Annotated in this window: 16 protein-coding genes and 2 pseudogenes; 4 read left to right on the forward strand and 14 right to left on the reverse strand. The window is 58.1% G+C overall.

All coding sequences use genetic code 11. The features are described from left to right. Positions 1 to 398: 398 nt before the first annotated feature. The 9 genes and pseudogenes from IPI01_16785 to IPI01_16825 form a co-directional block, all read right to left on the reverse strand. Positions 399 to 1274: a pentapeptide repeat-containing protein gene (locus tag IPI01_16785; protein MBK7259421.1), complete on the reverse strand. Its 876-nt coding sequence runs from the start codon at positions 1272 to 1274 to the stop codon at positions 399 to 401. Between the two features lie 733 nt (positions 1275 to 2007). Further along, positions 2008 to 3588, reverse strand: coding sequence for a sensor histidine kinase (locus IPI01_16790; GenBank protein MBK7259422.1), 1581 nt, complete (start codon positions 3586 to 3588; stop codon positions 2008 to 2010). Positions 3589 to 5019: 1431 nt separating this feature from the next. Then, positions 5020 to 5373 (reverse strand): annotated as a pseudogene (locus IPI01_16795) (methionine adenosyltransferase domain-containing protein). A 409-nt stretch (positions 5374 to 5782) separates the two neighbouring features. Next, complete coding sequence (locus IPI01_16800; GenBank protein ID MBK7259423.1) at positions 5783 to 7585, reverse strand: DEAD/DEAH box helicase family protein; 1803 nt, start codon at positions 7583 to 7585, stop codon at positions 5783 to 5785. Positions 7586 to 8247: 662 nt separating this feature from the next. Continuing rightward, on the reverse strand, positions 8248 to 9081 hold the full coding sequence (locus tag IPI01_16805) for a DUF3883 domain-containing protein (protein MBK7259424.1): 834 nt from the start codon (positions 9079 to 9081) through the stop codon (positions 8248 to 8250). A 165-nt stretch (positions 9082 to 9246) separates the two neighbouring features. Further along, positions 9247 to 9675, reverse strand: coding sequence for a DNA mismatch endonuclease Vsr (gene vsr / locus IPI01_16810; protein MBK7259425.1), 429 nt, complete (start codon positions 9673 to 9675; stop codon positions 9247 to 9249). Positions 9676 to 9681: 6 nt separating this feature from the next. Then, positions 9682 to 10543: pseudogene (locus IPI01_16815) on the reverse strand (restriction endonuclease). A 2-nt stretch (positions 10544 to 10545) separates the two neighbouring features. Next, on the reverse strand, positions 10546 to 11508 hold the full coding sequence (locus IPI01_16820) for a DNA cytosine methyltransferase (protein MBK7259426.1): 963 nt from the start codon (positions 11506 to 11508) through the stop codon (positions 10546 to 10548). A gap of 352 nt (positions 11509 to 11860) precedes the next feature. After that, positions 11861 to 12997: a glycoside hydrolase family 18 protein gene (locus tag IPI01_16825; protein ID MBK7259427.1), complete on the reverse strand. Its 1137-nt coding sequence runs from the start codon at positions 12995 to 12997 to the stop codon at positions 11861 to 11863. A 209-nt stretch (positions 12998 to 13206) separates the two neighbouring features. Between IPI01_16825 and IPI01_16830 the strand changes: the two genes are divergently transcribed. Beyond that, the gene (locus IPI01_16830) at positions 13207 to 14448 is read left to right on the forward strand and encodes a hypothetical protein (GenBank protein MBK7259428.1); all 1242 of its coding nucleotides are present in this window, start codon (positions 13207 to 13209) and stop codon (positions 14446 to 14448) included. Positions 14449 to 14536: 88 nt separating this feature from the next. Here IPI01_16830 and IPI01_16835 read toward each other — a convergent pair whose 3' ends face one another. The 3 genes from IPI01_16835 to IPI01_16845 form a co-directional block, all read right to left on the reverse strand. After that, positions 14537 to 15037 carry a DUF1569 domain-containing protein gene (locus IPI01_16835; protein MBK7259429.1) on the reverse strand — a complete coding sequence of 167 codons (501 nt, stop codon included), beginning with the start codon at positions 15035 to 15037 and terminating at the stop codon, positions 14537 to 14539. Positions 15038 to 15253: 216 nt separating this feature from the next. Continuing rightward, the gene (locus IPI01_16840) at positions 15254 to 17551 is read right to left on the reverse strand and encodes a PAS domain S-box protein (GenBank protein MBK7259430.1); all 2298 of its coding nucleotides are present in this window, start codon (positions 17549 to 17551) and stop codon (positions 15254 to 15256) included. Positions 17552 to 17563: 12 nt separating this feature from the next. Then, on the reverse strand, positions 17564 to 18046 hold the full coding sequence (locus IPI01_16845) for a DUF1801 domain-containing protein (protein ID MBK7259431.1): 483 nt from the start codon (positions 18044 to 18046) through the stop codon (positions 17564 to 17566). Between the two features lie 522 nt (positions 18047 to 18568). Between IPI01_16845 and IPI01_16850 the strand changes: the two genes are divergently transcribed. From IPI01_16850 to IPI01_16860, 3 genes are all read left to right on the forward strand, one after another. Continuing rightward, entirely contained in the window at positions 18569 to 19090 is a 522-nt protein-coding gene (locus IPI01_16850) for a hypothetical protein (protein MBK7259432.1), read from the forward strand. Further along, positions 19081 to 21228 (forward strand): methyl-accepting chemotaxis protein, encoded by a 2148-nt coding sequence (locus tag IPI01_16855; protein ID MBK7259433.1) that lies wholly within the window; start codon positions 19081 to 19083, stop codon positions 21226 to 21228. Before IPI01_16850 ends, IPI01_16855 begins: the two co-directional genes overlap by 10 nt. Before the next feature lie 99 nt (positions 21229 to 21327). Continuing rightward, on the forward strand, positions 21328 to 22308 hold the full coding sequence (locus tag IPI01_16860; GenBank protein ID MBK7259434.1) for a HAMP domain-containing histidine kinase: 981 nt from the start codon (positions 21328 to 21330) through the stop codon (positions 22306 to 22308). Between the two features lie 15 nt (positions 22309 to 22323). Here the strand turns inward: IPI01_16860 and IPI01_16865 are convergent, their stop codons facing one another. Further along, complete coding sequence (locus IPI01_16865; GenBank protein MBK7259435.1) at positions 22324 to 23781, reverse strand: response regulator; 1458 nt, start codon at positions 23779 to 23781, stop codon at positions 22324 to 22326. Positions 23782 to 23859: 78 nt separating this feature from the next. Further along, positions 23860 to 25995: a PAS domain S-box protein gene (locus IPI01_16870; protein MBK7259436.1), complete on the reverse strand. Its 2136-nt coding sequence runs from the start codon at positions 25993 to 25995 to the stop codon at positions 23860 to 23862. Positions 25996 to 26412 lie beyond the last annotated feature (417 nt).

The raw sequence follows: 26412 nt of genomic DNA on the forward strand, positions 1-26412 counted from the left end.
GATGAGTATAGCAAAGAGCGGGAGAACTTCCAAGCATGGAAGACCCCGTCTGCGGCTAACGCTCAGGAGAATCTGAAGTGCTGGCGTGACGGCATGTAGTCCAGCGGGGGACAGCAGCGAGCCTATTGGAGAGCGCTCGGTCCTTCCGTCGCATCAGAACGTGTGAACACGTGCCGATCCTCGTGACTGTGTTGAGCGACAATCGCAGGGAAGAAAGGAAAGCAGCGTAGCCACAACAAAGTGAACGCCACCTCGGCACTCGAAAAATATAATCACTGAGGATAAAACTACCCGACATTGGACCTGACTGTCAAGGGTCAGACCGTTCCCCACCCTTTAATTGCGTGAGTGCTGGACATTCAGTTTCCGTTTTGTCTTGCCGCGCATCGCCTTGAAGGTCACACGCCATCATCTAGTGGATCGACATTGGGGGAAAAGTCCCGATTGCCAGCATACGCCTGCTCTGCGGTAATGTTTTGCATTAGAAGCGCAACAAACATGGCTAAAATCAAGTATCCAAGAAAGGTTTCGACCACGACGGCGATTTGAGCCGACAAATCGCTTGGTTCCGGTTCGACATCCCCAAAATTCGTATTCATCATAGTGAGGATACTGAATATATATGGGGCTGTTGCCGGCCGATCTTCCCCTGTTACATTCCACTTTACTTCCGGATTGATGTCACAGAGAATACTCCCCATCGGTGTGCCTTCAAGGAAGCTGGGGAGCGGATAACCCGCAAAGAGCGTGCCAAATGACGCCCAGATAAAGAATATCCAAAAGAGAATTCGACCGGGGGATCGGCCGGAGTTGGTCGACAAATACCAGAGTTTGGCAAATGCCGGGTGCCTTTGAGTCAATTCCCAACGAGTATTCTCCTCAGCCACGAATCTTGCGGTTCGGCTTCCAAGTCGCGGATCTAGCATTGAGAGCGCCTGGTACTCCCCACCCAGCCGGGTACCGTGGGGACAACCGCTCATGAAGAACCCGAACCAAGGCTCATCGTTCCATTGAACATGTCGGAGTAGAGTGCGAAACAGATCAGCATCCACAAGGTTCGTTCCAGAAATATCAGCACGAGTCAGGTCTGCGTATGCCAGGGATACCCCAGAAAGGGTTGCATTGGCTAAGTTGGAGAAGGCGAGCTTGGTTCCTCGAAAAGTGCAATTCCTGGACACTATAGCTTGAACAAATGATGACCCTATCAAGCTCGATCGATCGAAATAAACGCAATCGACCGTTGCGCAATCGAAGCAAGTATTCGAAAAGGCCATGGATTCTGTCAGATCAATGTGAGTTAGCGGTATTCCTCTCAGATCTCTGGGACACCTTTCTCCAGGCAGGACAAATATATCCGAGCAGTCTTCGATGAACGAAAGGTCATCCCACCCACGCTCCGCATCACTCCCCAGCCTCCTCGTCCAGTCCAAGCCCGCGGCCGCATCTTCGAAAATGGCGCGAACTCAGGCCTCCTGGCCCACCCATCGTTTCCGAAGTTGTTGAATCACTCTAGATGTATATTGCATCTGATTATTCGAGGAATGTGACTGACTCTGCTAGACCTGCATTGGGTCTTTAAGGAGAACAACAATCCTATCTACCAGTTCTTTGTCTTCGACCCCGATTCGGTGATAGGCATTGGCTCCCTCATTCATGCTCATCCGAACTACATACGGTTCACCTCGAGCACTTCTCATGAAGATCGGACAAGTCCGATACCGATGCCCATACTTACCTAGGCGACAGTTCTGGAGAATTCCGATCCCGGTCAAATCCTCAGGTATTTCATGCCCTGTGCTATTCCACTTCATGGGCCCAATTCTCTTCGCCATGATGTCAAGGATTAGTATATCGTATTCAATCTCACGAATCCTTCGCTCAAAGGCCGAAAATGATTTCTCTTCATCCCAATGCAGATTCAGTGAGTGCTTCTCCGCCTCTACTTCAAGAAGCGATCGAAAGAGAAGGGTTTCACTCGCAACGGGGTAATCATCAAATAGAAAGATTCTATGCATGATTAGGATCCAATGGATAGGTTGGCAATGACACTGACACCGTAGTCAGATAATTATCACCGTCGAATCGTCTCGGATGAGGTATCCTAGCTTTTCGGCTGGAAATGTCAATTGATCCATGAAAGACCTCATTCGTTGCCCATCGGCAAAATGAGAGGCCGAGGCCGAGACCTTCAATCCTCCGTGATGGATCTTGGTAGCGCGACTTATAGAATGGATTGAAGATGCGGTCTTCTTCACCAGAAGCGATTCCGATCCCGAGATTGCTAAAACTAACCACACATCTACCTAATCTTTGTGATGCCGAGATCTCCAGGTAGGTATCTGCATATGCAAACTTGTGTGCGTTGTCGAATAGGTTCAGAAAGATCAGCTTCAGACTATTCCTATTTCCTCTGACCCTAGCCGTATCACATTCATAGATCATCTTGACGTCACTTAGCTGGGAGTGTTTTACCGACTGTCTGAAGAAGGACTCTAGTTGCCGGAGACATTCAATTGCATCGAATTCTACAAACTGTTCGCCGATTTCGATCTCTCCTCCTTGTCGCCGTTGTCCAAAAGAATAGAAATTGTGACTGATGATTTCCAACCTGCAAATGCCGTCTTCCAGAGCCCATTCCGCATTCGATAGCAACTGCTTGATCTTGGGGGAGGGACTACTATGGGCCATCTTGGCATCGGGGTAACTTTGCAGCGTTGCGAAACCAGAGGTTATCTTGCCTGCAACTCTCCCCATAAGGTGGCCCATTTCTGCCATTATGTTATCTAGCGTAATCGCAAATAGCCCCTCTTCCGCAAATCTGAAGATCTTTTGTCGCACGGCTTCAAGCAATATGGCAATCTGGAATGAGTTCGTTTTGTTTGGATCGGCGCATCCAAGACCGACCAGAATAAGATGCCCAGTATGCACAGATTTCAAGAAGACAAATGCATGGCGGGCTTCGAAGAACTCATGGGGATGCAACCAGCTGATATCCTCATTGGGGTTAGGAATCAGGATCCCTTCGATGTTGCTCAGCCGCTCAAATTGTTCAAATGACGCGAACCCGATTTCTTTCGGCGCGGCCTTTGAGGTAGGAATCCTCACTACTTGAGTGAGGGAGGAATAGTCATGGTCACCGTGCGGGGTCACATATACCGCACCTGATGCAAGCCCAAAATACTCGACTATCCTACCAATAGCATTTTCAATCACTGACCACAAATGTTTAGCTGTGATGTTTGTCTCTACCACATCGAGCCCCAGTGAACCAATGAATTTCTCTCCCTCGAAAAGGATTCCGCCATGAAAATTCCGCGTTGCCACAATTTCCATCAAAGAGATCACCTCTTGCACTTCCCCTTGAATTCTAGCCATCTCACTCGATTCAATCACCGGCGCTTCTTCAAGCATGTTACGAAGGGCACACCTAAGCTGATCTCGTTTTGTTACATCCAGGTGAGGGTAGTACTTCCCTGCGTCCGATCCGAGCGTGATGGCGTCAATTCGGGCGTATATTCTCGTGAGTGCCTCCTCACCCGCCGGTCGACCGTGACCGATACACAGGATCGCCAGGATCTCATCCCTCATTCCTTTGTTCCTTGAACGTATCGGTAAGTACAGATCAAGGAGTCCCATGTGGCAGTGGCGCCATCCCCAAGGATTTCCCGAAGCGCTAGCCTCGGCCGACAGACATTGAGTGACAATCTCCCAAGTATTTATCATGCAAGGCGATGGACTCTCGGTCACTGTCTCCTCTTGGCGAATCAACAGACAGAAGCTACAGAAGCCTTGGTACCTATTGTGAGGCGCGTATGATGTGAGCCGTCTGTTTGGCTGGACAACCACGATGCTGCACGGCTTCGCAAATCGCTGGAGTATGTAGTCGAGAAAGTCCTGGTAGATTTCCTGTGTAAAGGTCTCCCGAATGCGTGCTAGCATTGAATGGCTTTCCAATTTCGCTTCGGTTCTTGTCTGACCTGTGCTAAAATCTTCCATTGCCTGTTCCTCTAAATCTAGATTTGGCGGCTTGCCTTCGGCCTTGGTTAGTCGGTACAGTTCACAGGGACGATTCATCTATCGCGACCACCTACGAGACCCGTTGCGACAGTAAGGCTTCAATGGTCTACAGAGGAAGGTTTCACAGGACGGAGTGATTCCTATCAACACCTATTTTCCGCTTCGTGGATTGCTCCCTTCAATCTGTCGCATGCACGGCGACAGGAATTGTAGTCAAATGGGCGGTGCCTGAGGAAGACAATGTGAGACGTAATACAATTGCGGCTACTTTACAATGGCGATGTAATAGGAATCATTGACCAATTCCCGATAATCTTCTGCGACATTCACCAAACTAACTCAAATGTTACGTTCCCCGGGAGACGTTATGAAGAGGACACCTACCTGTCATCCGCCCGGAGAGGATTGCTCAATTGGCGAGACTCGTACCTTCTCCGTGTCGTTGGAGTAGCGTAGACCGGTTTGAAGGGGATAGTACATATCAACCGTAACCAAGGCATTTGCTTACCATGAGATTGCTCGCCAATAGAAAGTGCCTCTTCGAGCACATTCCGACGGAGGAAGATAAGGGAATACGGCGAAATCGCGCCTTACAGATGGTTGGCCTTGCATTCCACTCCATTGGTCAGACATTGCCGCGTCTCCCTGACCCCCCGGAACCGAAAAGCCCCTCCTGCCGTTGCCGGTAAGAGAGGCTCTCCATCTCTTGTTCTCCTGCTTGCTCTCCATAGAGGATCACTACGAGAGAGTATAACCAAGCGCGAAGGGGAAATCAAGGAAACTTTTGTTTATCGAAGTATCAGCCCCTGCTGTTCAACAGTGACCCCGATTCACTCACATCATCGATCAGACACCTGAGAGGAGGTCTGATGTTCTATCCACCCTCTCCCACGGCACGCCCTCCCTCTCGAAATGCCCGCACGCCGCCCTCAGTTTAAAAGACTGGCCGCCGGAGGTCTAGCATTCGGATGATGCGGAGCGTAGTCAGGTCGAAGACATCTCTCACGGGGCCTCGGTTTTCTCACCCGCAATGATCCCCGTCCCGTGGAGGTCCACCATCACCGACACCCGCTCGGCGCACACGACGATGGCCTACACGAGCTGGATGGTGGATCTCCGAGCAAGGCCTGCGGCGAAGGGGTTCTTCGCCACATCCCGTGCGGCATATGTCGCGGAGCGGTCCACCCTCGCGGGGATCTTCCCTGAGAAAACTCTTCCTCCATGTGGGGATGCCCCATTGAGGGTATCAATGATGATCCTCCTTACCGTCCAGGAGCCGAAGCCGCGCACGAACGGGTGTGAGCCGAACGCCGCATCCATTTCGAATCCGCCTCGTGGTGACTCGGTGGAGATCATCCCGCCAGTCTTGCAGGAATATCTGGAACAATGGTGCTCATTCAGCACGAGGCAACAGACGTGACGGGTAAGGTTCGCGAAAGCCTCGTTAGATCCGTGGCGAAGAGTTCTGTGTCGCCCGATCCGAGTTGTAGCGCATGGGAGGTCTCCCGTGTCTCATCGAGAGTGCCTCTGGCGGCGGTGGCGGGAGAGAAATTAGAGCTGCAGCGCGGAATGGGGTAATGATGCTGGTGAAGAGTGTGTGCATCGGCCCCTTCTTAGCAGCAGTTCCGGTGGCTGCAATACGGGTCAAATCCCACCTACTAACGCAAGAACCCTCAACCGATGGGAGATGGTTCTGGACTTATCGCCTTTAGAACGCCATTTGATGTCGCAACAAGCAGCGGGCAAATCACGACAACTCGCTTCATCATTTCAAGCGGTCGTACGCGTACCCCATCGCCCGGTATCCACGCAGTCTTTTCTCAAACATCTTCTGTAGTATGGGCACGTGCTCATCAACATAGTCGTGGACGACGACTTCGTGCTTGCCGGGATGCATTCGGTGCAACCTGCCGGCATATTGCACGAGGATCCCCTTCCACGAAACGGGCAGCGCAAGAAAGAGGGTGTCCAGCCGCGCATCGTCGAATCCCTCACCAAGGTATCGCCCCGTCGCGATGAGAAGACGTTCCTCGTTTCCGGGGATCGCTGCCAACCGCGACATCTCCAACCTTCGTCCTTTCGGAGTCATCCCGCCGTGCAGCACGATCAGGTTCCGTGCGAATGTCTTCAACTTTTCTGCAAAGAATTCCAGATGCTCCCTTCTTTCAGTCAACAGGAGAGGTGAACGATGCGCCTCAAGTGCTGAAATGATGTCGTCGAGGATCCTGTCGTTGCGCGTTTCGTCTGCCGCAAGTATGCTGTAGATCTCCTGTATCCCCCGATCATGTTCTCCTGAGAGACGGAAATCGGTTGCGTGAACTAGAAGTCTGCGCCGAAATGCTGATTCTCCATCCCCGGTCTTTGACGGAACCGTGTGCCGGACCGGTCCGAGCTGCATTTCAATGATCGGATGGCGCCCGTCCCTCCGTTGGGGCGTCGCCGTGAGACCTGTGAAGTACTTCGCCCTTGCCACGGATAGCACACGCTCAAATGTATAAGCGGGGCAATGGTGACACTCGTCGACAACGATGTGGCCGTATTCAGCAATTAGTGGGTTCGGTTTCCCTCCCTGGAACAGGCTCTGCATCATCGCAACGTCCACGACTCCTGTTCGCAGCCTCTTTCCTCCGCCAATATGGCCAATGGACTTGCGGTTCAGTCCGAGAAAGACCTCGATCTGAGCAGTCCATTGGAGTAGGAGTTCCTGCCGGTGCACGATCACCAGAGTGTTCACTTTTCTCTCGGCAACGATGCGGCACCCGACTACCGTCTTTCCTGCGCCGGGAGGCGCAACGAGAACCCCGGACTCATGCAGGAGCAGATCCTGAATTGCTGATTCCTGAACAGGACTGAGTTGCCCGGCGAACGAAAGGTCTATCGGTGTACCGGTGCTGCGTTTGTCGACCAGAGTCACCTTGCTTCCCGCCTCTTTCAGCATTCTCACTGCGGAATCCTTGCATCCTCGTGGTAGAGCCAGAATCGTCTCATCCTCTTCAAAACACGAAATGAGCCGTGGTGTGCGTGCAACTGAAAGTCTCATGCGCTGCCGCTGGTAGAATTCCGGGTTTGCAAATGCCGCAAGATTCTTGAGACCACGCAGGATCGGAGAACCCATCCCCAACTTTGGGATTGCCAGATTGTTTGATAGACACATTTCCACGAACGGTGGAGCTGGGACCTCTATCTTCAAACCGCCTTCTCCGGCACCCCCCATCAGCAAATGTGTAGATGGTGGTATATCAGCGTCACGGACTCCCACAGCAAGCAGTGTGGTCCCGCCTGGTCCTTTGATCGCTTTAAGCGTGTCCGGTGTGAGCCGTTCGATCGTTGCAAGGAATTGCCATTGGTCCGGACAGTCTTTCAAATCTTCCCCGAGGAACATCGTGTTGCCCTGCTCTCTCGGACCGCGCTGAAGTGGAAGAGCGATAAGATTGCCAAATCCACCCCGTGGAAGCATATCCTGGTTTGGAAAGAGTCTGTCGTACGATTGAAGAGAAATCTCATGCCGCTGATTCATGGTCTGTGAGAGGAGGAAGAATCCGAAGGACCTGGCCAGCAATGCTTCCACCGGAACCGTGAAGAAGAACCACGCATGCGCTCCCTGGCCGGATCGGGATCGCTCAATCGCAACTCGCAGGCCATATCGATTGCAGGTCGTCGCAAGGCAGAGGCGTCGGAATCCCAGTGGATTCCGTCGAAGTCGAGAGCCAGGAACCAGCAGGTGTCATCACGGAGGAGGGGATATACCCCCATTACTTGCTCACCCTTCAGGTGCCGCGCGATCTCCTCATCCGTAACCGGTCGGAACGCCTGTGATTTGCATGCACCGCACACGGATATTCCGGCCCGCCGCGAAGGGCCAAGCTTCTCACAGATCCCCTCTCGCCATTCATTGCTGCAGGCAGGAGCGTATCCCGATTTCCCCGTGCGAGGGTTCTCCCACCTGAGCGGAAACACATCTTCACGGCCGCGGAAAAGGGATCGGAAGAGGGCAACCTTCTCAGGGTTTGAGGCGGGGACTTCATGCGCTGGTATTGGTTCCCCGGGGGTCTGAAGGTCACGAGGGACGGGGGGCAGAGCTGCAAGTTGCTCGTTGAGCTTCCAGATTCTCTCAAGACATGCAGATTCATCCCTGCGCAGGGTCGCGAGGATTGTTTCCTCGTGAGCAATGTTGCTGAGTATCTCTCTTCGCCGGGACACGATACTCCTCAAATCTCTGATTGTGAACTCTCATAGCTTCGCACGGTACTGGACCGGTTCGATCTTACAGGAATGCTCAAGCCGGCCTTTCAGGACGAAGAATTGTGGATTCGTCCTGAACTGATAGACCCGGTAAAGATGGTAAATTCTCTGGTGGCGGGCTGATGTTTGAAGCTCATCGGCAGACACAAAGAAAGGGGTGTATGCGCCGGAGGCAGTAGTCTTTACCTCAATGAACCTGTCGGTTCCATCGGACTCGTATGACCGGACATCATATCCTGCGCCGGGACCTTCCGTCACCGCGGTATGTTCGATATTCCTGGCTAGAACATCCCTTCCGGCTTCCTGCAGCCGAGCGCGTTCGAAGTCAAGCGCGGCGATTTCACCAGCGGCTCCGAGGGCAATGTTGCGCGCCTCCTGCTCGAGATAATTTGGAAATCCGGAAGGATACCTTGATGGCCGACGGCTATTCACCTGATAGGCGGTTCGTTCAATCCGGACAGGAGTTGGCACCAGTTGTAGCTTCCGGGAGCTGGGCGCAACGATGGCGCTGACAGCAGCACTTAGGCGTTCTTTGACACCTGGCTCCCTAATCATGTCTGAGACACCATCCATGAGAAGCCGCTGAAAATGCTTCAATGGTTTGTATCCAGATATGTACGGGCAGTCAAGTTGAATAAGTACAGCACTGATGTTCTGGTGTTTTGATTCGATGGAACTATCGCTCCTACCATTCAGCGCCTCGGCCAACAAGCGCCGGTGCTCGGTCTTATTGTACGACAGGCCATCCAGCTCTAGGAAGAGCATCGAGAAGTAATCTTCGATGATAGAATCTACTTCCTGACGTGACCAGGGGTTGGGCATCGGCTCATGCCTTTCGGGGGAGGCGGAAAGAGGTTTGAAACCGGTACGTGAGGACGCCTTGGTCCTCCCTTAGTGGGAATTCACGATAGAGTGCTGTCAAGAATCAATAAGAACAGACCACTTGGCAATGTTTCAACGGTTCCAGCGTCAAAGCCCCCCCCGAATCTATCGAGCTACGCTTGCTCTACGCAAGCCTGAGTTGCACAAGAATACACGCAGCTTCGAAGCCGTGGAATCCATGCTGCTGATCTGACATTCCCAAATGGTCAGGATGCGCCATCCGCGAGAGCGCAAGATATGTCTGTTGCGGCGGTCACGCATTCGGTTCTCGGTCAGCTTTGGGATCCAGTATTCTCTGTTGGACTTGGGTTTCCGGATTCCTTCCGCGCAGCCGTGCGCATGCCAAAAGCATCCATTGACGAAAACGGCGACTTTCTTGCGTGACCAAACGATATCCGGATTCCCAAGAATCACCCGATTATTGTTCCGGTAGCCGCGGAACCCAAGCCTCCCTATTGCTTCACGCACACGGATTTCAGGAAGAGTTCCCGTACTCCTTATGCGCCGCATATTCTCACTCCGGCTCATTCCCATGGTCGTTCACACCGCCAGGTCAAGTGGCAGATCTGAAATGTCCTTCAGTCGTTTGCCATCGACCATGATACTGAGCATCTCTTCCGCTTCGGGGTTGCCAAGGTCCCCGACCGCCTCGATTAGTTCATCAAGCGCAAAATGGTAAACACAGTCGATGTCACCGGTGCCCAACGCAAGTGACGCGAGGCGGCTTGGGGTGGGCTCGGCGGTGACAACTGCGATATGCGGCTGACGCCCTTTTCTATTGCGGATCAGATTTAGCGCTTCCGATCGTGCATTTTGAGCGCGGTCACTTCGGAGGGTCCATTTCGTACTAATACTTGCATGGAGCAGTGGAAGCTTGCCAGAGCCTTGGCGCAGGTCTGCTCTCGACGATACTTTCTTGTCAACGAGATACGCGGGCTTGTTGATCGAAGAATCATTCTCAAGACCACGAACCACAATAACGTCCGGTGTGATTGTATAATCATTCCCGAGAGCTGCAGCAAGTTCAGCATCCTTTGCAGCCGCACGCTCGGAGTGCCACCAAGTGAGCATATTGCGCGAATCCAGCAATTACACCCCTGTTGCGATTGCCCACCTGGAGTACCTCCCACTTCCCGGGTCTCAGATGTGACAGCTTCAAAAAAGTCGCCCGGACGAAAGCGGCAACCGTCTCCTCAAATTGGTTTCCCGATGTCTGTGCTGCCAGCCTGATTCCGGTCTCGGCCTGGAGCCGCTTGGCAATCCCGGTGGCGATCGACACGCTCGATTTATTGTCCTTGTCTGCATTGCTGGGAACATCGTTCGTGATGGTAAGCAATGTCTTCAGGAGTTCGTTGTGGAAATCCGTCCTTGCTTTCTGGAGAAATGGCTGGCGTTGAGTCATATCTATGCCGATTGTCTAGCTATTCGCCGCGATGCTGCACGCAGGGCTGCCGCGATCCGTTTCCCTACGGCTTCCGCCACAGGCGGAGGAAATGCATTCCCGATTTGACGGTAGGCTGCGGTCTTCCTGCCCCTAAAATGCCAGTCGTCAGGAAACCCCTGGATTCTAGCCGCCATGCGCGGGGTGAGGCGCGGCATCCCGGCAAAGGCCGCATCGGGAGCTTCATCCGCTATTCCCTGGCCGTCAACGCCAAGCGCTGCCCAGGCGCGTTTTGCCCGCGTGGGTCCAAGATCCGGACCTCCGTGCTTCTTCGACCCTCCAACAATCGTCGGGGCTATTGAATTTGCTTGCGCACGCCATTCTTTTGCCCCCTCCCAGCCGTTTCCCTTCATAAGATCAAACAGCAGCTCACCTACTGTGGGCGGGGAGACGTCCGCCGGATCCGGCCAGAAGAACTCTGAAGCGGTATCCTTCCTGAGACACACAAAGACGACCCGCGGTCTGAGTTGGGATACTCCAAAACTCGAAGCGTGAAGCAGCCGCCACATGGGTTCGTAACCAAGCCGCTTCATCTTGGCCTCAACCTTACCCCGATAGGCATCAAACCTTGGGTCGAGCAATCCCCGCACATTTTCAAGCATGACGGCCCGGGGTCGAATCTCGCTTGCGAGACGAATGGCCTGCGGGAATAAATCCCGTTCATCTTCCGGACCAAGTTGCTTTCCTGCAACCGAGAACGGAGGACAGGGTATGCCGCCTGCAAGCAGGTCTATGTCCCGATACCGAGTTCCATCGAATTCTCTCAAATCGCCTTCAATGACGTTCCATTTCGGGCGGTTTGCGCGCAAGGTTTCGCAAGAAGCAGGGTCGATTTCAATCAATGCTGCGTGATGAAATCCCGCCCGCTCAAGTCCAAGGGCCTGTCCGCCGGCTCCTGCACAAATTTCCACTGATGTCAGCGGCATTTCGTTCGCCCGTTTCGCTTGAAAATGTTCGGCAGAAGCCGAAAAGAGGTTTTCCAATTGATCTTCCCTCTAAGGTACGAACTTTTTCATTTCCGGGCGAGTGGAATAAGGGCTGCTGGCAGCTATCACGATCACAACTGGCGTGGCGATGCGGAATCCAGAGGGTTCGTGTATCTGCTTCAATCTGGTAGTTCAGTGATTGCCGAAGCCAAGGAACCCCTTCCGGATGTGAATCCTCCCCTAGCTATACAATCAAGACAAAGAGTTTCCGTAGTGCAAATTGACCCGTCCTGTGTTCGATGCCACGCTAAGGGTGCCCACGATATTCTCAAAGGAGACGAACGGAAGACCCTTACCTGGTCTTTCCTATTTCCTCATCCTTCACTTTGGTGGTAGCAATCGATTCCAGCAATCCGTCTTTCGGTACATCCCCCGTCAACTCCCAGAACATGATCCCCCTCAATCCTTTGTCCAGAGCATACGCGGTCTTCATCGCCACCGACCGCTTGTCATCGTACGTGGCATAGAACCCGTTCTTCGCATCGTACGCATACGGCGCACACGCGGTGCTGTCCCAGTACTGCACGAACTCATGCCCTTTCCACATGCGATCCTCGAACGAACGGTATGACGTAAAGGTCTTGAACTTCCCTGAACGGTACAACCCGTGGTTCACGTTGTCCACATTCTCCCAGACGCGTGCATAGAACGCCGCGCCGATCACGACCTTGTTCCGCGGTACGCCGAGCGAGTCCAGAGTCCGGATGGCGCTCGCAACGCTGGCGTCCTGCTGCGGGGTGCTGTACAGCGCCGTGTGATGCCCGGTCACGGTGCTGTTGCCGTTCACCAGGTCGTAGCTCATGATGTTCACGTAGTCCACGACGGGCATCACTTTGTCCCACTCCACGCTCTTATAGAAGTACGGACCGAACCCGCCGGCGGCAAACGTGATCTCGTACTTCTCGCCGAACTCTTTCCGCATCTCCTGCACAAGCAGGGTGAAGTTGCGCCGGTCTTCATCCCGGTACGTATGCCCGGGATACCCTTCGATCGCCGGATACTCCCAGTCAAGATCGATGCCGTCCGCCCCGAACCGCACGAGCAACTCCCTGCAGCTCACGGCGAAGTCCCGCCGCCCTTCAGCGGTCATGAACACGTCGGAAGCCGTGGGACTCCCGCCCCACCCGCCAAAGCTCAGCAACACCTTGAGCCCGGGGTGCTTGGCCTTCAACGCGACAAGCCTCGTGATGCCGATGGAGTCCCGCTCCCCACCCAGCTCCAGCCTGTTCCCGTGCAGCCGCAGGAAACAGTAGTTCATGTGGGTGAGGTACTGCAACGGATACTGCTCGAGGTCCTGGCCCCCACCATGCACGTAGGCGATGACGAGGAATTTGTCCTTCCGCCCCCCCGCCGGGTCTTGCGCCAGGAGGATGCCGGAGAATGCCACACACAACGCCACTACGAACACCGGCCGCAGCCGGCGCAACATAGACGATGCTGCCATGGATCTGTTCCGTTTCATTGAATGTCGATCGGTCTTCCCCTGATCTATACGCAAGGTACTCGCAAACGCGGAATATTGCAACCCATCGCACCATACCGTTAACCGAACCCTCCGCACGGCCTTCTGCAGGAATAACCGTTCAACTCTCCCGCACTGTCCGTATCTTGTCCCACCAGACCATCCCGGAGCTCCCTATGCCCGCCTTCCTGCGCTCGGCCTTGCTCATTCCTCTCGTCTCGTTGCACGTGGCACTGTGCTCTTCGCCATCGGTTACGGTCCCGTTCACGCTCGATCACAACAGGATGCTGATCCAGGCAGAATTCCTCACCCCCTCCGGCTCCTGGCTCCCCGTACGCCTCTGGGTGGATTCCGGCAATCCGGAACTGCTTCTTGCCTCCCGCTGCGCAGCAGACATCGGCACCCCGATCCCAGCCGATTCCAACAGCATCCCCGTAGCCACACCTGCCGGACTCCGTATCGGCGGCATGACGCTGAACCTCTCCGGTGTGTCCGCCCGTGCGATGAACGAGCCCCGCTGGCTCTTCTCGACGATGCACATCGATGCGAACCTCCCTTCCACCGTCCTGGCCCGCTACGATGTGGTCTTCGACTACCCGGCTCGCACCCTCACGATCGCCGCGCCCGGAAGCCTCCCCCTGCGCGGCACACCTCTCCCCATCGCAGTGCATCCGCGGACCGGCATCGCGCAGGTGGACGTGCGGGTCGGACCGGACTCGCTGAGCTTCGCACTGGATAACGGCGCCTCGTACAGCTTCACGTCGGTCGGCGTACTCACACGTCTGATGAAGAACTTTCCCGGCGCCCCGCTCATGACGGGCGCATATGGCTGTGCGAATATCTGGGGATGGTGGCCCGACGAAGCTTCATGGAAGGTGATACGCATCCCCCACATCCGGTGTTCCGTAGCGCCGGCTGACGCGGCATCCATCGGTACCGGCACAGCGCTGGAGTTCACGGAGATCGGCATAGTGGGCGTCCCCGACTTCTATGCCGGCGGCGTGTCACTCGGAACTCGATACTCGCGCAAGACCGCCCGCCCGGTCGTCGGTTTCCTCGGCCCGAACGCCTTCCTCAACTATCGCGTGCACATCGCCTTCAGCCGCGGACTGGTAACCTTCGAACGGGGTGCAACCACGTCTCTGCCCGACATGGACATCGCCGGACTCACGCTCCAGCCGTCACCCGACGGCGGATGGGACATCCTCGGCGTGGCACAACACAACGGCACTTCGATCGCCGATGGCATTGAGGCGGGTGACAGGCTGATGGAGATCGATGGCTTCGCGGTGACGGGCGCAACAATGGGCACGGTGGCGGACAAACTGCGCGGCACACCTGGCGAACGCCGTGTGCTCATGATCGAGCGGAACGGCGTCCGGTCGACGGTGGTGGCTACGGTACAACGGTTGATGTGACGATTCCGGACACGATGAACAAAGATGCCCGGAGCACAGCCGGTATGGCCGCGCTCCGGGCTTTCTTGTTGCCTGCTTCGTACTTCCTTCACGCCTGCACGCCAATGACCCCGAACTGCACCAGATGATGATGCACGTGCTTGAAACTCGCCCTCTCCCACTCTTCCATCTTCAACGGCCCGAAGATGGGGTGCGCCCGTACGGCGTCGGGCTCGCTTTCGGCCAACTCCAGGAACCGTTTAACCTCCGCCCGCAATGCCCCAACGGCAGCCGCCAAGTCGGGATGCTCCAGCGGCGGCAACCCCTGCGCCAACAAAGGGTTCATGAAATCATGCGGGGTCTGGCGGTCGTGGTACAGGAACCGCTTCGCCCGCTCGAGCAGGTGTTCGGGCGTGACTACGGCAAAGACATGTGAGCCGGTGGATCCGCGCACGGACCACAACAGATGCTCGATCATCTGCTGCGCACTCATCCGCCCCCACGCCGGCTGCGCATCGGCCTTCAGCCCCGCCAGGCACTGGTGCATCGTGGTGCTCAGGAACGTCTTCCTCAACACGGCATCATCAACAGTGAGCGGCACGATGATCATGCAGTCTTCCCTTTCTCAGTGATGTCCACCCTCTCCGCGGGCCAGAGGGCCCGCATCGCCAACACGGCCAGCATGGCCGCTGCACCCGTACGCCCAACGTGTCGCACGCCCACCCGCCCATGAACACCGCACACAGCAGGAATGCGATACTTCCGGTTACGAAGATCCCGATCTGCAGGTTGCGCACGGACCCCTCCGAAGGATGCGCTTCACCCGCTACGCGGTTTCAAACACGATGGTCCAGCGGGTCCCGGCCGCACTGCTGTCCACCGCAAGCTCGGCCTCGAGCTGCACACACAACATCCGCACGAGCGTGAGCCCGAACCCCTCCGAGTCTCCGATCGCGAACCCCTCCGGCAATCCTTTGCCGTCATCCCCGAGCACAAGGGTGACCACAGCCCCCTCCTGCTCCGCACTGATCCGCACGGTGCCGCATTCTCTCCCGGCGAACGCGTGCTTGATCATGTTGGTGACGATCTCATTGACGATGAGGCCGAGCGGGAAGAGCACCCTGGAGCCGAGCACAATACCCCCGATGCTCTTCTCCACCGCAACGCGCGTCTCGCCGGCCAGCAACCCCACCACGGAGTCCACCAGCCCGCCGAGATAGGTGTCGAGGTCGGCCTCCTGATACTGATCGGCCATGAGCATCCGCTCGTACAACACCCGCATGCCCGACACCCGCGACGCGGCGTCCTGCAACGCCCCGACCGCTTCGGGATTGCTCGCCGCCCGCGCCTGCATGGCAAGCAGGCTCTGGATGGAGGCGATGTTGTTCTTGATGCGGTGATGGGTCTCGCGCAACAACAGGTCCTTCTCCGCCAGCTGCCGCTGCACAGCTGCGAGCGCCGCTTCCTTCTCCCGCTCGGCCCGCTTCCGGTCGGTGATGTCCGTGATGATGGAGTGGATCACGCTCCGCTCGCTGCTCTGGATGGTGCTGGCATACACCGCCACATCCCGGATGGAGCCGTCCGCCCGACGGTGCCGGAATTCGAAGGTGGACCGCCCCAGGTTCTGCACCTTGGCGAGTTCGCTCTGTACTTCCTCCGGCGGCAGGGTGTTGATGTCCAAGACCCGCATCTGCAGGAGCTGCTCGCGCGTCCAACCGTAAAATGCCACGGCGGCTTCGTTGGCGTCCAGGATGCTCCCCGTGGCCGGGTCGAGCAACAACTTGACCGCAGTGTGGTGCTGGAACACGTTCCGGAACAACGCCTCGCTCGCGCGCAATGCGGCGCCGGCGCGCTCCAGCGAGGCGCTCGCCTCGACATGGTCGGTGATGTCCTCGATGACGCCGGTGGAGCGGATCACCTTCCCCGTTTCATCGCGGGTATGGCGGCATTTCTCCCGGACATGCCGCACTTCGCCCGTCCGCGCATGCAGAAGCCGGTGATCGATCTCATATCCTTCGTACCCCGGCTGCAGCGATGCCGTGTACTCGGCATCCACGTCCGCACGGTCGTCGGGATGAACGAGCTTCAGGAATTCCCGATAGGTGGGCGCGATCTCCTGCGGCTCGAGCCCGAAGATGCGGAAGACCTCCTCCGACCACCGGATCTTCCCGACGACCAGGTCCAGTTCCCAGCTCCCGACATGCGCAATGGATTGCGAGAGGGAGAGGAAATGCTCGCTGGCCTGCAGCGCCGCACGCACTTCCCATGTGGCAGTGATGTCCATGTGCGCGACGAGCACGGTGCCTGGCCGCCCCTTGAGCGGCATGACGCGCATAACGTACCACCGCTTCGCTCCGGGAGGGTGACACGGATATTCCATCGTGAAGAACGGCTGCTCACCGCGCTGCACGCGCCGGAGCCCCTCGAACGCCTCTTCCGCCTTCGTGGTGTCGCCCGACTCAGGCCTGCACTGGCGGAAGTAGTTCGCTCCCTTCCCCCATGTGCTCTCGTCCCCGCCACCGTTCTCCACTGCGAATCGCCGCCAGGAATCGTTGACCTCGCTGATGATGCCCTCGGGCCCGACCACCGCCAGCCGCGCATCGATGGAGTTGAACACGCGCTCCCGGAAATCGGATTGCCGCACGAGCATCTCCTCCGCACGACGGCGTTCGGCGATGCTCTCCTCCAGCTCCCGGTTGATCTCCTCGATCTCCTGCTGCCGCGCCTGCACCCGCAGCTTCTCCGCATGCAGCTTGAATGCCATCTTGATGGAGGCAAGGAGGACCACCTCGGAACTGTCCTTCACTACATAGCCATACGAGGTGACGCGCTCGGTCTTCTCGATGATCTCTTTTTCAGTGTGCGAGGAGAGGAAGAGGATGGGGATGTCGCGCTGCTGGATGATACGCCCGGCCGCTTCGGTGCCGTCCATGCCGTCGCCCAGGTCCACATCCATGAGGATGAGGTCGATGGCCGCCCCCGACTCCGCCAGCTCCACCGCACGCTTGCCGTCGCGCGCGGTGAGCACATTGTACCCCGCCTTCGCAAGCGTCTCCTTTCCGGACATGGCAAGGAACGCATTGTCCTCCACGAGAAGGATCGTGCTACGGACCTGCGCGGTCATCCTGCAACTCCTTTATCGTTTCCCCCGTGCCGTGCGCTTCGTTGCGTTCCTGCCGGTGCTCTTCCTGGCTGTCCGGACTGTCTTTGTCCTGGTGCTCTTGTCTTTGTTCTTCCGGATGCCCGTGCCCTTGCTCTTCTGCACGCCCTTCCGGGTGACCCTGTACTTCACGATCCGCGACACCAGCCCGAACGGTAGCGGCTTCTCCAGCGGGAACTGGATGGAACCCTTCGCATGCACGTACTTCGTGAGTTCGCTCTCGAACTCCACGATCGCCTGCGCGCCGGGATACAGTCCGATGTGCTTCTCCCATGCCGCGAAGTACACGAGCACACCGTTCAGGAAATACGCCGGCATCTGATAGCTGATCCGCTCTTCCGCCCCTGGGGCGTTCTTCAGGATCACCGACCGCAGCTTGCGGAGGACGGCCTGGGTTTTCTTATCCTGCCGTGCGATGTATTCCGCGGCGGTCGCCGGTGCCTCTGCCTTTCCCTTCATCGCATCCCTCCTTCTCTTGAAAATTATCCATTATCCATGATCCATGGATCATGGATAATTCTCCCGGTTGAGGAACAACACGACGATCGCCTGCAGTCCATCCACGGGGAACTGTTGGGTCCGGTCGGTATTGTCCAAAGTACTCTCCAGCCCACGAAGAAGCAAGCCCATCCGTGGTGTACAGAATTGTACATCTGGCTGCGCCCTGTCTCCTTTCCGGCCCTGTGGAGCGCAACTCCGCCCGATCCCTCTTCTCATCAGCCCCCCGCTTCGGCCATCGACGGTGCCCCGATCTGCTCTTTGCACACGCAACCACCCTGTTGCGGCCTGGATCTGCGGATCGTCCGGTCGCATCATGTGTAGGACAATTCGTACAAGACACCGTCCGTTCACCCTACACATACAGGTATACGTCATGCCGTACGTTAGATGTACGCGAATGGATCGCGAATGTCTGGATCGAACTATGTGACCGGAGGTGTGACGATGATCGAATGCTCTCCCTGCAGTAATGCGACTCGCATGTTGAAACGGGTCCTCGCCGGACTGGACCGCGTGACTGACCCGGAGTTCTTGACGCATCTGACGCGCGCGATCAGCACGATGCGCGATACCACCGACCCCGCCTCACTCCCGGACGTCCGCGAGGCAATGGACGGCATCGCAGAGGAACTTGGTGACCTCCGGGACGAGATCAATGCCTTCCTCGCCGCATACCGCGAATGGAATGCCGAGCAATCCCATTCCCTCGATGAGATGGATGCCCTCACCCATGTCCGACTCGGCACGGATGACGTGGAGTTCCTGAATATGGCCGCCCGGTTCTTCGGGCACGCCTCCGGACTCCTGTCTGGTTGTGCATCCTTCTGCACCGGCCCCGGCGTGCGCCTCTCCGATTTCCGGCAAGCGGTAGCGGTTACGATCTGCGGCCTCGGACAATATCTGGAGAAGCTGGAGATCGTGCGCCCGCCCGTACTCGAACTGCTCGACCGGATGTGGCGCGCGCGTGATGGCAGCCCGGAGGGACCCGGCGAATGCGCCTGATCACGGTTTCGAGACTACGTTGGCTGCTCCTCGCCCTCACACTCGCCGCAGGCAACTGCCCGGCAGCCCCGTCCGAGGATTCTTCTGCAGCCGACCGCCTGCGTGCCCTTCTCGGGCAGAATTCCCGGACCGTTCAGCAGCAACAGGAATCGGGACAGCTACCAGTACATGCATCGCCGGAAGTCTCGTCCAGAGGTCTCGCCGCTGCCGTCGGTCTGCCCGCACACGAAGCATCAACCACAGCCACCACGCCCACCCGGGTGCCAGCACGTGACCGCATCATCATTCCGCCACAGGTTCCTGCTTCCACGCACAGCACCGCAGTGTTCCTGGGTGCCGCGGGAACCTGCCTGACGATCTTTGTACTCATCACATACAACAGGAGAAGCACCATGCGTTGGTTCAACGATCTCACACTCAGAACGAAGCTCCTCGCGGGCTTCGGTATCGTCGCCGCGGTCGCCTCCGTGATCGGCGTTGTCGGCTATACGTCGATCAGCGAACTGACCGACCGCACACGGTCGATGTATGCGCAACAAACGATCCCCCTGCGCGACGTCGGGGAGATCTCCACGGCCTTCCAGCGGATCCGCGTGAACACCCGCGACATCCTGATGACAACCACCCTCGCGGAGCGGCAGGACAAGGCTTCGCGCATCCAGACCTACCGCGATCAGATCGGCCGTCTGGCTGCCAGCTTTGACAGCGCGATCACCGATCCGGCTTTGCGTACCTCGTTCGAGGAATACAAAGAGGCCCGGAAGGGTTACGTCGTCCACCTCGAGAGACTGATCCAGCTCGCTCTCGCGATGCGCGATAAGGAAGCGCTCGCACTCCTGAATGGACCGATGCAGGGGCCGGCCGATACGTACATGAAGTGCATCCTCAAACTGGTGGCCCTCGAATCCTCGCTGGCGGAAGCAGGCGCGCAGACGGCCGAAGCCGAAGGGAATACCGCCAGGGTCACGATGCTGGTCGTCCTGGGCGTGGGTGTCCTGGTCTCGGTGGTACTGGGATTTCTCCTTGCCCGGGCGATCAGCCGCCCCCTGCAGATCCTCGGCGAGAAGGCTGAACGCGTGGCTGAGGGCGACCTCACCGTTGAGTTCGACGATCCCACGAAAGATGAGATCGGCCAGCTGATCGCTTCATTCATCCGCATGGTGGCCAACCTCAGGCAGACTCTCGGCAAGGTGACGGATGCATCGGCCGCGGTGGCAAGCGCAAGCAACGAGATCAGCAGCAGCACAGAGGAGATGGCTGCGGGGGCGCAGGAACAGACCTCCCAGGCAGGTGAGGTGGCCTCGGCCGTGGAAGAGATGACGAAGACGATCGTGGAGAATTCGCGCAATGCCGGCCTCACAGCGGAGAATGCACGCAAGGCGCGTGAAGCCGCGGAGCAGGGTGGCCATGTGGTCGAAGAGACGGTGGTCGGCATGAAGCGGATCGCCGAAGTGGTGTCGAAGTCGGCTGAAACGGTGAAGCTGCTCGGCAAGTCGAGCGACCAGATCGGCGAGATCATCGGCGTGATCGATGACATCGCCGACCAGACCAACCTGCTGGCACTCAACGCGGCGATCGAAGCGGCGCGCGCCGGCGAACAGGGGCGCGGCTTCGCCGTCGTCGCGGATGAGGTCCGCAAGCTGGCAGAACGTACGACCAAGGCGACGAAGGAGATCGCAGGAATGATCAAGACGATCCAGGGCGATACGGATGGCGCTGTCCGCTCGATGGAGGAAGGGACGCGGGAAGTGGACAATGGGATCCAGCTTGCCGATCGTGCCGGAACTTCCCTCCGCCAGATCGTGGAGATGATCCAGACCCTGACGGACATGGTCACACGCATCGCTGCGGCCAGCGAAGAGCAGTCGAGCGCCAGCGAACAGATCTCCAAGAACGTGGAAGCGATCAGTTCGGTGACCGCGCAATCAGCGACCGGCACACAGCAGATCGCCCGCGCTGCGGAGGACCTGAACCGTCTCACCGAGAATATGCAGACGATCGTGGGCACGTTCATTCTCGAGCGGACAGCAGGCGGCGGTCATGCACAACCCGCTGCCGCACATTCCGTCACCAGGCCATCAAAGTCGACGACCGCCGTACGGCCGAACGGCAAACTCATCGGTCAGGAGGCACAGTAGCGGCAAGGACCCGCGCGGGTCCCGGCACAAGGGTATCGTGCCGGGGCCGGTGGGTATGTGGGGAAGATGGTTTCAGCGAACGGCCTGAGGAGTGGGTATATGATCGATTGGCAACGTTCGGTATACGACGACGCGTGGGACATGATCGAGTCCGGATTGGTAAGCGCGGCCCGGATCATCCACGACCGGACCGAGCTCCGGCAGATCGCCGAGGGTGCACTCGACGTCTTCGAGTTCCGCCGCCAGTTCTCAGCGGTACCGCCGATCCGTGCACAGGCAGGAAGCATGAATGCACGGGATGATGCGGACCGTTGGTCCGGGCCCGATGCCCGGGGCCCCGGACCCGGACCGCTGCTCCTCTCACGCGGCAGCCATGCGGCGGCACATGAACGTTCCAACGAAGCCGTGCTCACCTGTCTTAGCCACGAGTTCCGGACACCGCTGAACGGCATTCTCGGTTCGCTGGAGGGGCTGAAGGAGGAGATCCAGGGAGACGAACACCGCGCCCTCGTGGAAGCGGCGCTCAGCTCGGCAAAGCGCCTTTCACAAACTCTCTTGTGTATCCTGCGCCTCGCCGAGATCGAGAGCGCACGGCTCCATCCCGGGATTCGCCCGTGTAACGTCACCGCGGTCCTTGCGAAGGTCATGGAGGAGTACGCTCGCCGCGCACTGTTGAAAGGGATAGCGATCAGAGCGGACCGCTCGAATGCGCCGTGCATCGTGCCTGTCGATCCTGAGATCCTCACCGAGGCGCTCGGGCATCTGATGGACAATGCCGTGAAGTTCTCATCGCGGGGTTGTATACGGACGGAGATACGACGAACGGCATGTGGCCAGGAGAAGGAACGGCGCGTGGAGATCGTGATCGCGGATGAAGGCATCGGCATCCCCGCGTCACGGATCGGCGTCGTGCAGGACTCCTTCCGGCAGGCAAGCGAAGGGTACACGCGGCTCTACGAAGGCATAGGGCTCGGTCTCACGATCGCCACACGGCTCGTGGAACTGATGCGTGGCTCTCTTCGTATGGAGAGCACCGAGGGCAGGGGGACGACGGTCCTCGTCAGCCTCCCTGCGGAGTGAACGGCATCCGCCGTGTCAGGACGGTTTCTTCGTCGACGGGTACAGGACCAGATCGGCGTTCGACCGCAGACCCAGTTTTGTGAGGACACGGCGCCGGTACGTGCTCACGGTCTTCGTACTCAGATTCATTTCCGCCGCGATGGCCTTGAGCGGCTTCCCTGACTGTATGCCGCGGAACACCGACAGCTCGCGATGCGACAGGCGGCCGCTGAGGTCCTTCGGCGGGGCGGGGGTTCCACCCTTTCGCGTCAGGGGGAGGAACCCCGGACTCAGGAAGACCCTGCCCGCAGCAACCTCGGAGCAGGCGCGGATGAGCGGACCCACATGGTCGGTCGTGACCACCAGGCACGAGTGCCCGCGTTCGACGGCTTGCCTGACGGCATTGCCATCGGACTGTGCGGTCATGAAGAGCAACGGGATGTTCCCGGCGATCCGTTCGAGAGAGGCCCACACGGCAGGCGGGGCCTCGTCGAACTGACGCGCATCGATCAGCGCCACGTCGGCAGCGTCCGCGAGTTCCGGCCTGCCCAGGTCCTCGGGGTGCTGAACCTCGGCCACGATCCGGACCAGCGTTGAGGCATGCACCACATCGAGGAGTCCGCGCCGGAAGAACGGGTCGCGGCTGAGTACGACGATCCGCGTGAGCCGGGCAGGCGCGTGGATGACCGGTGATGCGCCGGTACCGTACCCGGGAAGGGACGCGCTTCCGCTCTCCGCGGCCCGGAGTGTCAGCACCAACCCGAGCGGCCGCCCGCTTGAATCCATCAACGGTGTCAGCGCATACGTGACGGCTATGGTGCTTCCGTCGGAACGGCGCACATCACCGGTGCCGTACTGATTCCGTGTATCATCGGCAGTGGCATCGGCGATGCACATGGGAAGGGGAATGTCGGCACGCGCACCGCGGATCGTGATGAGTTCGCCGATCGGCATGCCAAGCAGTTCACCCCGGCTGAACCGCAGGTACTGCTCGCTGCGTTCGTCGGCGTACAGCACACGCCCTTCCGTATCAAAGACGAGGCACGCAAGCACGTCGGGTTGGAAGGTCTCCGCAAGCCATTGATCGCTCTCCTGCAGACGGCGGTTCATCCGGCTCCGGTGCAATGCCACCTCCACGGCGGCGAACAGTTCCCTGTCGCGCACCGGTTTCACCAGATAGCCCAGCGGGTTCGTACGCGCCGCACGCGAGACCAGCTCATGGTCCGAGTAGGCGGTCAGGTACACGGTGGGGATACGCCAGAGGGAATTGGCCTGTCGGCTTGTCTCGATCCCGTCGATGTGCCCGGGGAGGTGCACGTCCATGAGAACCAGGTCGGCCTGCGAATGGGAGAGGACGCGTAACGCATCTTCCCCCGTCGGGCACAGGTTTAGAACCTCATATCCATTCGACCGGAGCCGCTCCTCAAGATCCATGGCGATCACGGCTTCGTCCTCAACGATAACGATACGTCCTTTGGTGTCAGTCTGAACCATGACACTCCCTTCTGTCCTGGCTGCATTACACGTTCACGCTGTCTGCCCCTCCTTCACCTTCACCGGCTGAAGGAGGGATCACGTGGGGCACGCAGTGAATATCAACGTCCAGCGTGTCCCGTTCGAACCCTGCACTGTGGCATCCCCGCCGAGCTGCCGGATGAGCGCATTGACCAGCCGGAGCCCCAACGAGGCCGACGTCTCCGTGTCGAAATCCGATGGGATCCCGGCGCCATCATCGGCGACCTCCAGCGCGAATCCTCCGTCCACGCCGCGATGCAGGGCGATCTTGATCGTCCCACGTTCGCGGCCGCGGAACGCATGCTTCATGGCGTTGCTTACGAGTTCGTGGATCACGATGCCAAGGTAGATCGCCGGCTGCAGGTTCAGCCTGAACTCGTCCAGCGCAAAACGAACGTCGATCTGCACATGCTCCTGGCGCATCGATTCTACAAGATCGTGCACAGAACGACGCAGGAAATCGGCGAAGTCGATATGGGCCAGGTTCTTGGATTGATACACCCGTTCATAGACGGACGCCATCAGCTCGATCCGGTGGCGGCTCTGATCGATCATCGAAAGTGCAACGGGGTCCTTGATCCCGCTCTTCCTCAGATTGAGCAGGCTGGCGATGATCTGGAGGTTGTTCTTGACGCGGTGATGTGTTTCCTGGAGCAGGACCTCTTTTTCGGCGACCGTATTCTTGAGCCGTTGCTCGGCCTCCCGGCGACGGGAGATATTGCGTCCGACGGCGAGGACCGCATCCTCGTCCCGGAGCCGGAAGTTCCTCACGCTGATCTCAGAGGTTTGGTTCGGTCCTGACGCTGACGGGAATGTCCAGTCGAAGATGCCCTCGCCGTTCTTGAGATTCTCATCCACGACATTCAGAAAACCTTCCCACTGCATGCCGAGAATGGTCCTCACGTCTGTCCCGATCACCTCCTCGCGGGGAAGACCCAGGATCTGACATGCCCCCGGATTCACATCGAGGATGATCCCGGCCATGGAGGCAACACAGATGGGATCGAACGACCGTTCAAACAATTCACGGTACCACTTTTCACTCTCCCGCAGGACCTCTTGATTGCGGCGCTCTTCCGTTATATCTGTCGCAATACCTACGATGGACGTGTCGTTCTTCCAGCCAGGCGACAGGGCTGCGAGCGCCATGGAGAGGATCATGGGAGAACCGTCCAACAGCCTCAGGGCCAGTTCTCCCTTCCAGTAGCCCTGACGCAGCGTTTCCCGAACGATCGCCTGTGCATGTGGCTCGTCGATTCCCGGGTTGTAGAGATCGGCGCCTGTCTTCCCGATCACCTCTTCGCTCTTCAGCCCGAAGAGAGCGGTCGCAGCCTTGTTCCAGTATGTGATCACGCCATCGATGTCCGAAACGATCACCGCCTGACCGATCGTGTCCAGGACATGCGAGTGGAACTGGAGTGCCCGCTGCATCTCTTCCTTTTCCGTCACATCTGTCACGATACTCAGGAGACAATCGGTGCCATCGATCTCGACCGGCTCCGCCGACATCCTTGCTTCACCTATGACCCCATTCCGTCTCCGGAAGGTGAACGGCATCTCTCTGACCCTCCCCGATCGCGCCATCTCCGCGAGAACGTCTGCGCGTTGCCCTGGCTGCACCCAGATGTCGAGGTCGAACGAGGTCTTGCCGATGCTCTCCGCCCGTGAATAGCCGGTCGCCCTCTCATACGCAGCGTTCACATCCACGAATCTTCCATCGTGCATCTGGGAGATCACAAAGATATCGGGTGCGAGGCGAAACGCGGTCGCGAACTTCGCCTCGGAGGCCTGCAGGGCGCGTTCAGCGGCGGTGCGGGCGGTGTCGTCACGGACAAACGAATGGAGGTGTGTGCCGTCGTCGCTGAGGAGTGCGCTGATCTGCAGACAGAGGACACTCCCGTTCTTGTGCCGCTGCAGGGTGGTGAAGCGCTCTTTCCCGGCGGCCGCCACGCGGGCGATATGGCGTTGAATCTCGTCCGGCGTCTCCTTCGCCTCGACCTCCGCGAGCGACATCCCGAGAAGTTCTTCGGCACCGTAGCCGATCATTTGGGAATACGCTTCGTTGACCTGCAGGAATCGTCCGGTGAGGTCGATGCGGAAGTAGCCGTCCAGCATCGCATCAAGGATGGTGGCGAGAACCCTGCGCTGGGGGGAATGGGGGCTGGACTCCTGGTTGCCGGGGCTTCTCTTCATCTCTTCCTGCCGTATCGCTCCGCCTCCGGTGTGCGGAGAGCGGGAAGCATGGTCACACGTGGCCCTTCGAGCAGAATGCGGAACGGGGTCTTCGTGGAGCGCAACCGACGACCGGTCGGCGAGGTTCAGAGACTGTCGCTGCGGGGATCATACGCCACAGGGCAGCTCTTCAGCCGGGGTGCGAAATTCTGCTACCGCCGGAACATGGGATGGTGGGTGGGATGATATTCGCTGAAATTCGATGGATTAGCTGTCTATCTCCGTTGGAACCAACCCATGCACATGATAACGATTGCACCTATAAATCGCAACCGTCTGATCAGCCCTGAAACGGAGTATATTCGGCATAAAGCGGGGAGTGTGTCAAGTTAACTTTACACTTCTTCTGTCTTCCAATTCTTGTTCCAATCGCATCCA

The sequence above is a fragment of the Ignavibacteriota bacterium genome (assembly GCA_016707525.1).
Taxonomy (GTDB): domain Bacteria; phylum Bacteroidota; class Ignavibacteria; order UBA10030; family UBA6906; genus JAGDMK01.

What these genes read in the sequence shown, in the direction of transcription:
- IPI01_16785 (MBK7259421.1), bottom strand. Translation starts at nt 1,274, where the DNA reads ATGGCCTTTTCGAATACTTGCTTCGATTGCGCAACGGTCGATTGCGTT.
- IPI01_16790 (MBK7259422.1), bottom strand. Translation starts at nt 3,588, where the DNA reads ATGAGGGATGAGATCCTGGCGATCCTGTGTATCGGTCACGGTCGACCG.
- IPI01_16805 (MBK7259424.1), bottom strand. Translation starts at nt 9,081, where the DNA reads ATGCCCAACCCCTGGTCACGTCAGGAAGTAGATTCTATCATCGAAGAT.
- vsr (MBK7259425.1), bottom strand. Translation starts at nt 9,675, where the DNA reads ATGGGAATGAGCCGGAGTGAGAATATGCGGCGCATAAGGAGTACGGGA.
- IPI01_16820 (MBK7259426.1), bottom strand. Translation starts at nt 11,508, where the DNA reads ATGCCGCTGACATCAGTGGAAATTTGTGCAGGAGCCGGCGGACAGGCC.
- IPI01_16825 (MBK7259427.1), bottom strand. Translation starts at nt 12,997, where the DNA reads ATGTTGCGCCGGCTGCGGCCGGTGTTCGTAGTGGCGTTGTGTGTGGCA.
- IPI01_16830 (MBK7259428.1), top strand. Translation starts at nt 13,207, where the DNA reads ATGCCCGCCTTCCTGCGCTCGGCCTTGCTCATTCCTCTCGTCTCGTTG.
- IPI01_16835 (MBK7259429.1), bottom strand. Translation starts at nt 15,037, where the DNA reads ATGATCATCGTGCCGCTCACTGTTGATGATGCCGTGTTGAGGAAGACG.
- IPI01_16840 (MBK7259430.1), bottom strand. Translation starts at nt 17,551, where the DNA reads ATGACCGCGCAGGTCCGTAGCACGATCCTTCTCGTGGAGGACAATGCG.
- IPI01_16845 (MBK7259431.1), bottom strand. Translation starts at nt 18,046, where the DNA reads ATGAAGGGAAAGGCAGAGGCACCGGCGACCGCCGCGGAATACATCGCA.
- IPI01_16850 (MBK7259432.1), top strand. Translation starts at nt 18,569, where the DNA reads ATGTTGAAACGGGTCCTCGCCGGACTGGACCGCGTGACTGACCCGGAG.
- IPI01_16855 (MBK7259433.1), top strand. Translation starts at nt 19,081, where the DNA reads ATGCGCCTGATCACGGTTTCGAGACTACGTTGGCTGCTCCTCGCCCTC.
- IPI01_16860 (MBK7259434.1), top strand. Translation starts at nt 21,328, where the DNA reads ATGATCGATTGGCAACGTTCGGTATACGACGACGCGTGGGACATGATC.
- IPI01_16865 (MBK7259435.1), bottom strand. Translation starts at nt 23,781, where the DNA reads ATGGTTCAGACTGACACCAAAGGACGTATCGTTATCGTTGAGGACGAA.
- IPI01_16870 (MBK7259436.1), bottom strand. Translation starts at nt 25,995, where the DNA reads ATGAAGAGAAGCCCCGGCAACCAGGAGTCCAGCCCCCATTCCCCCCAG.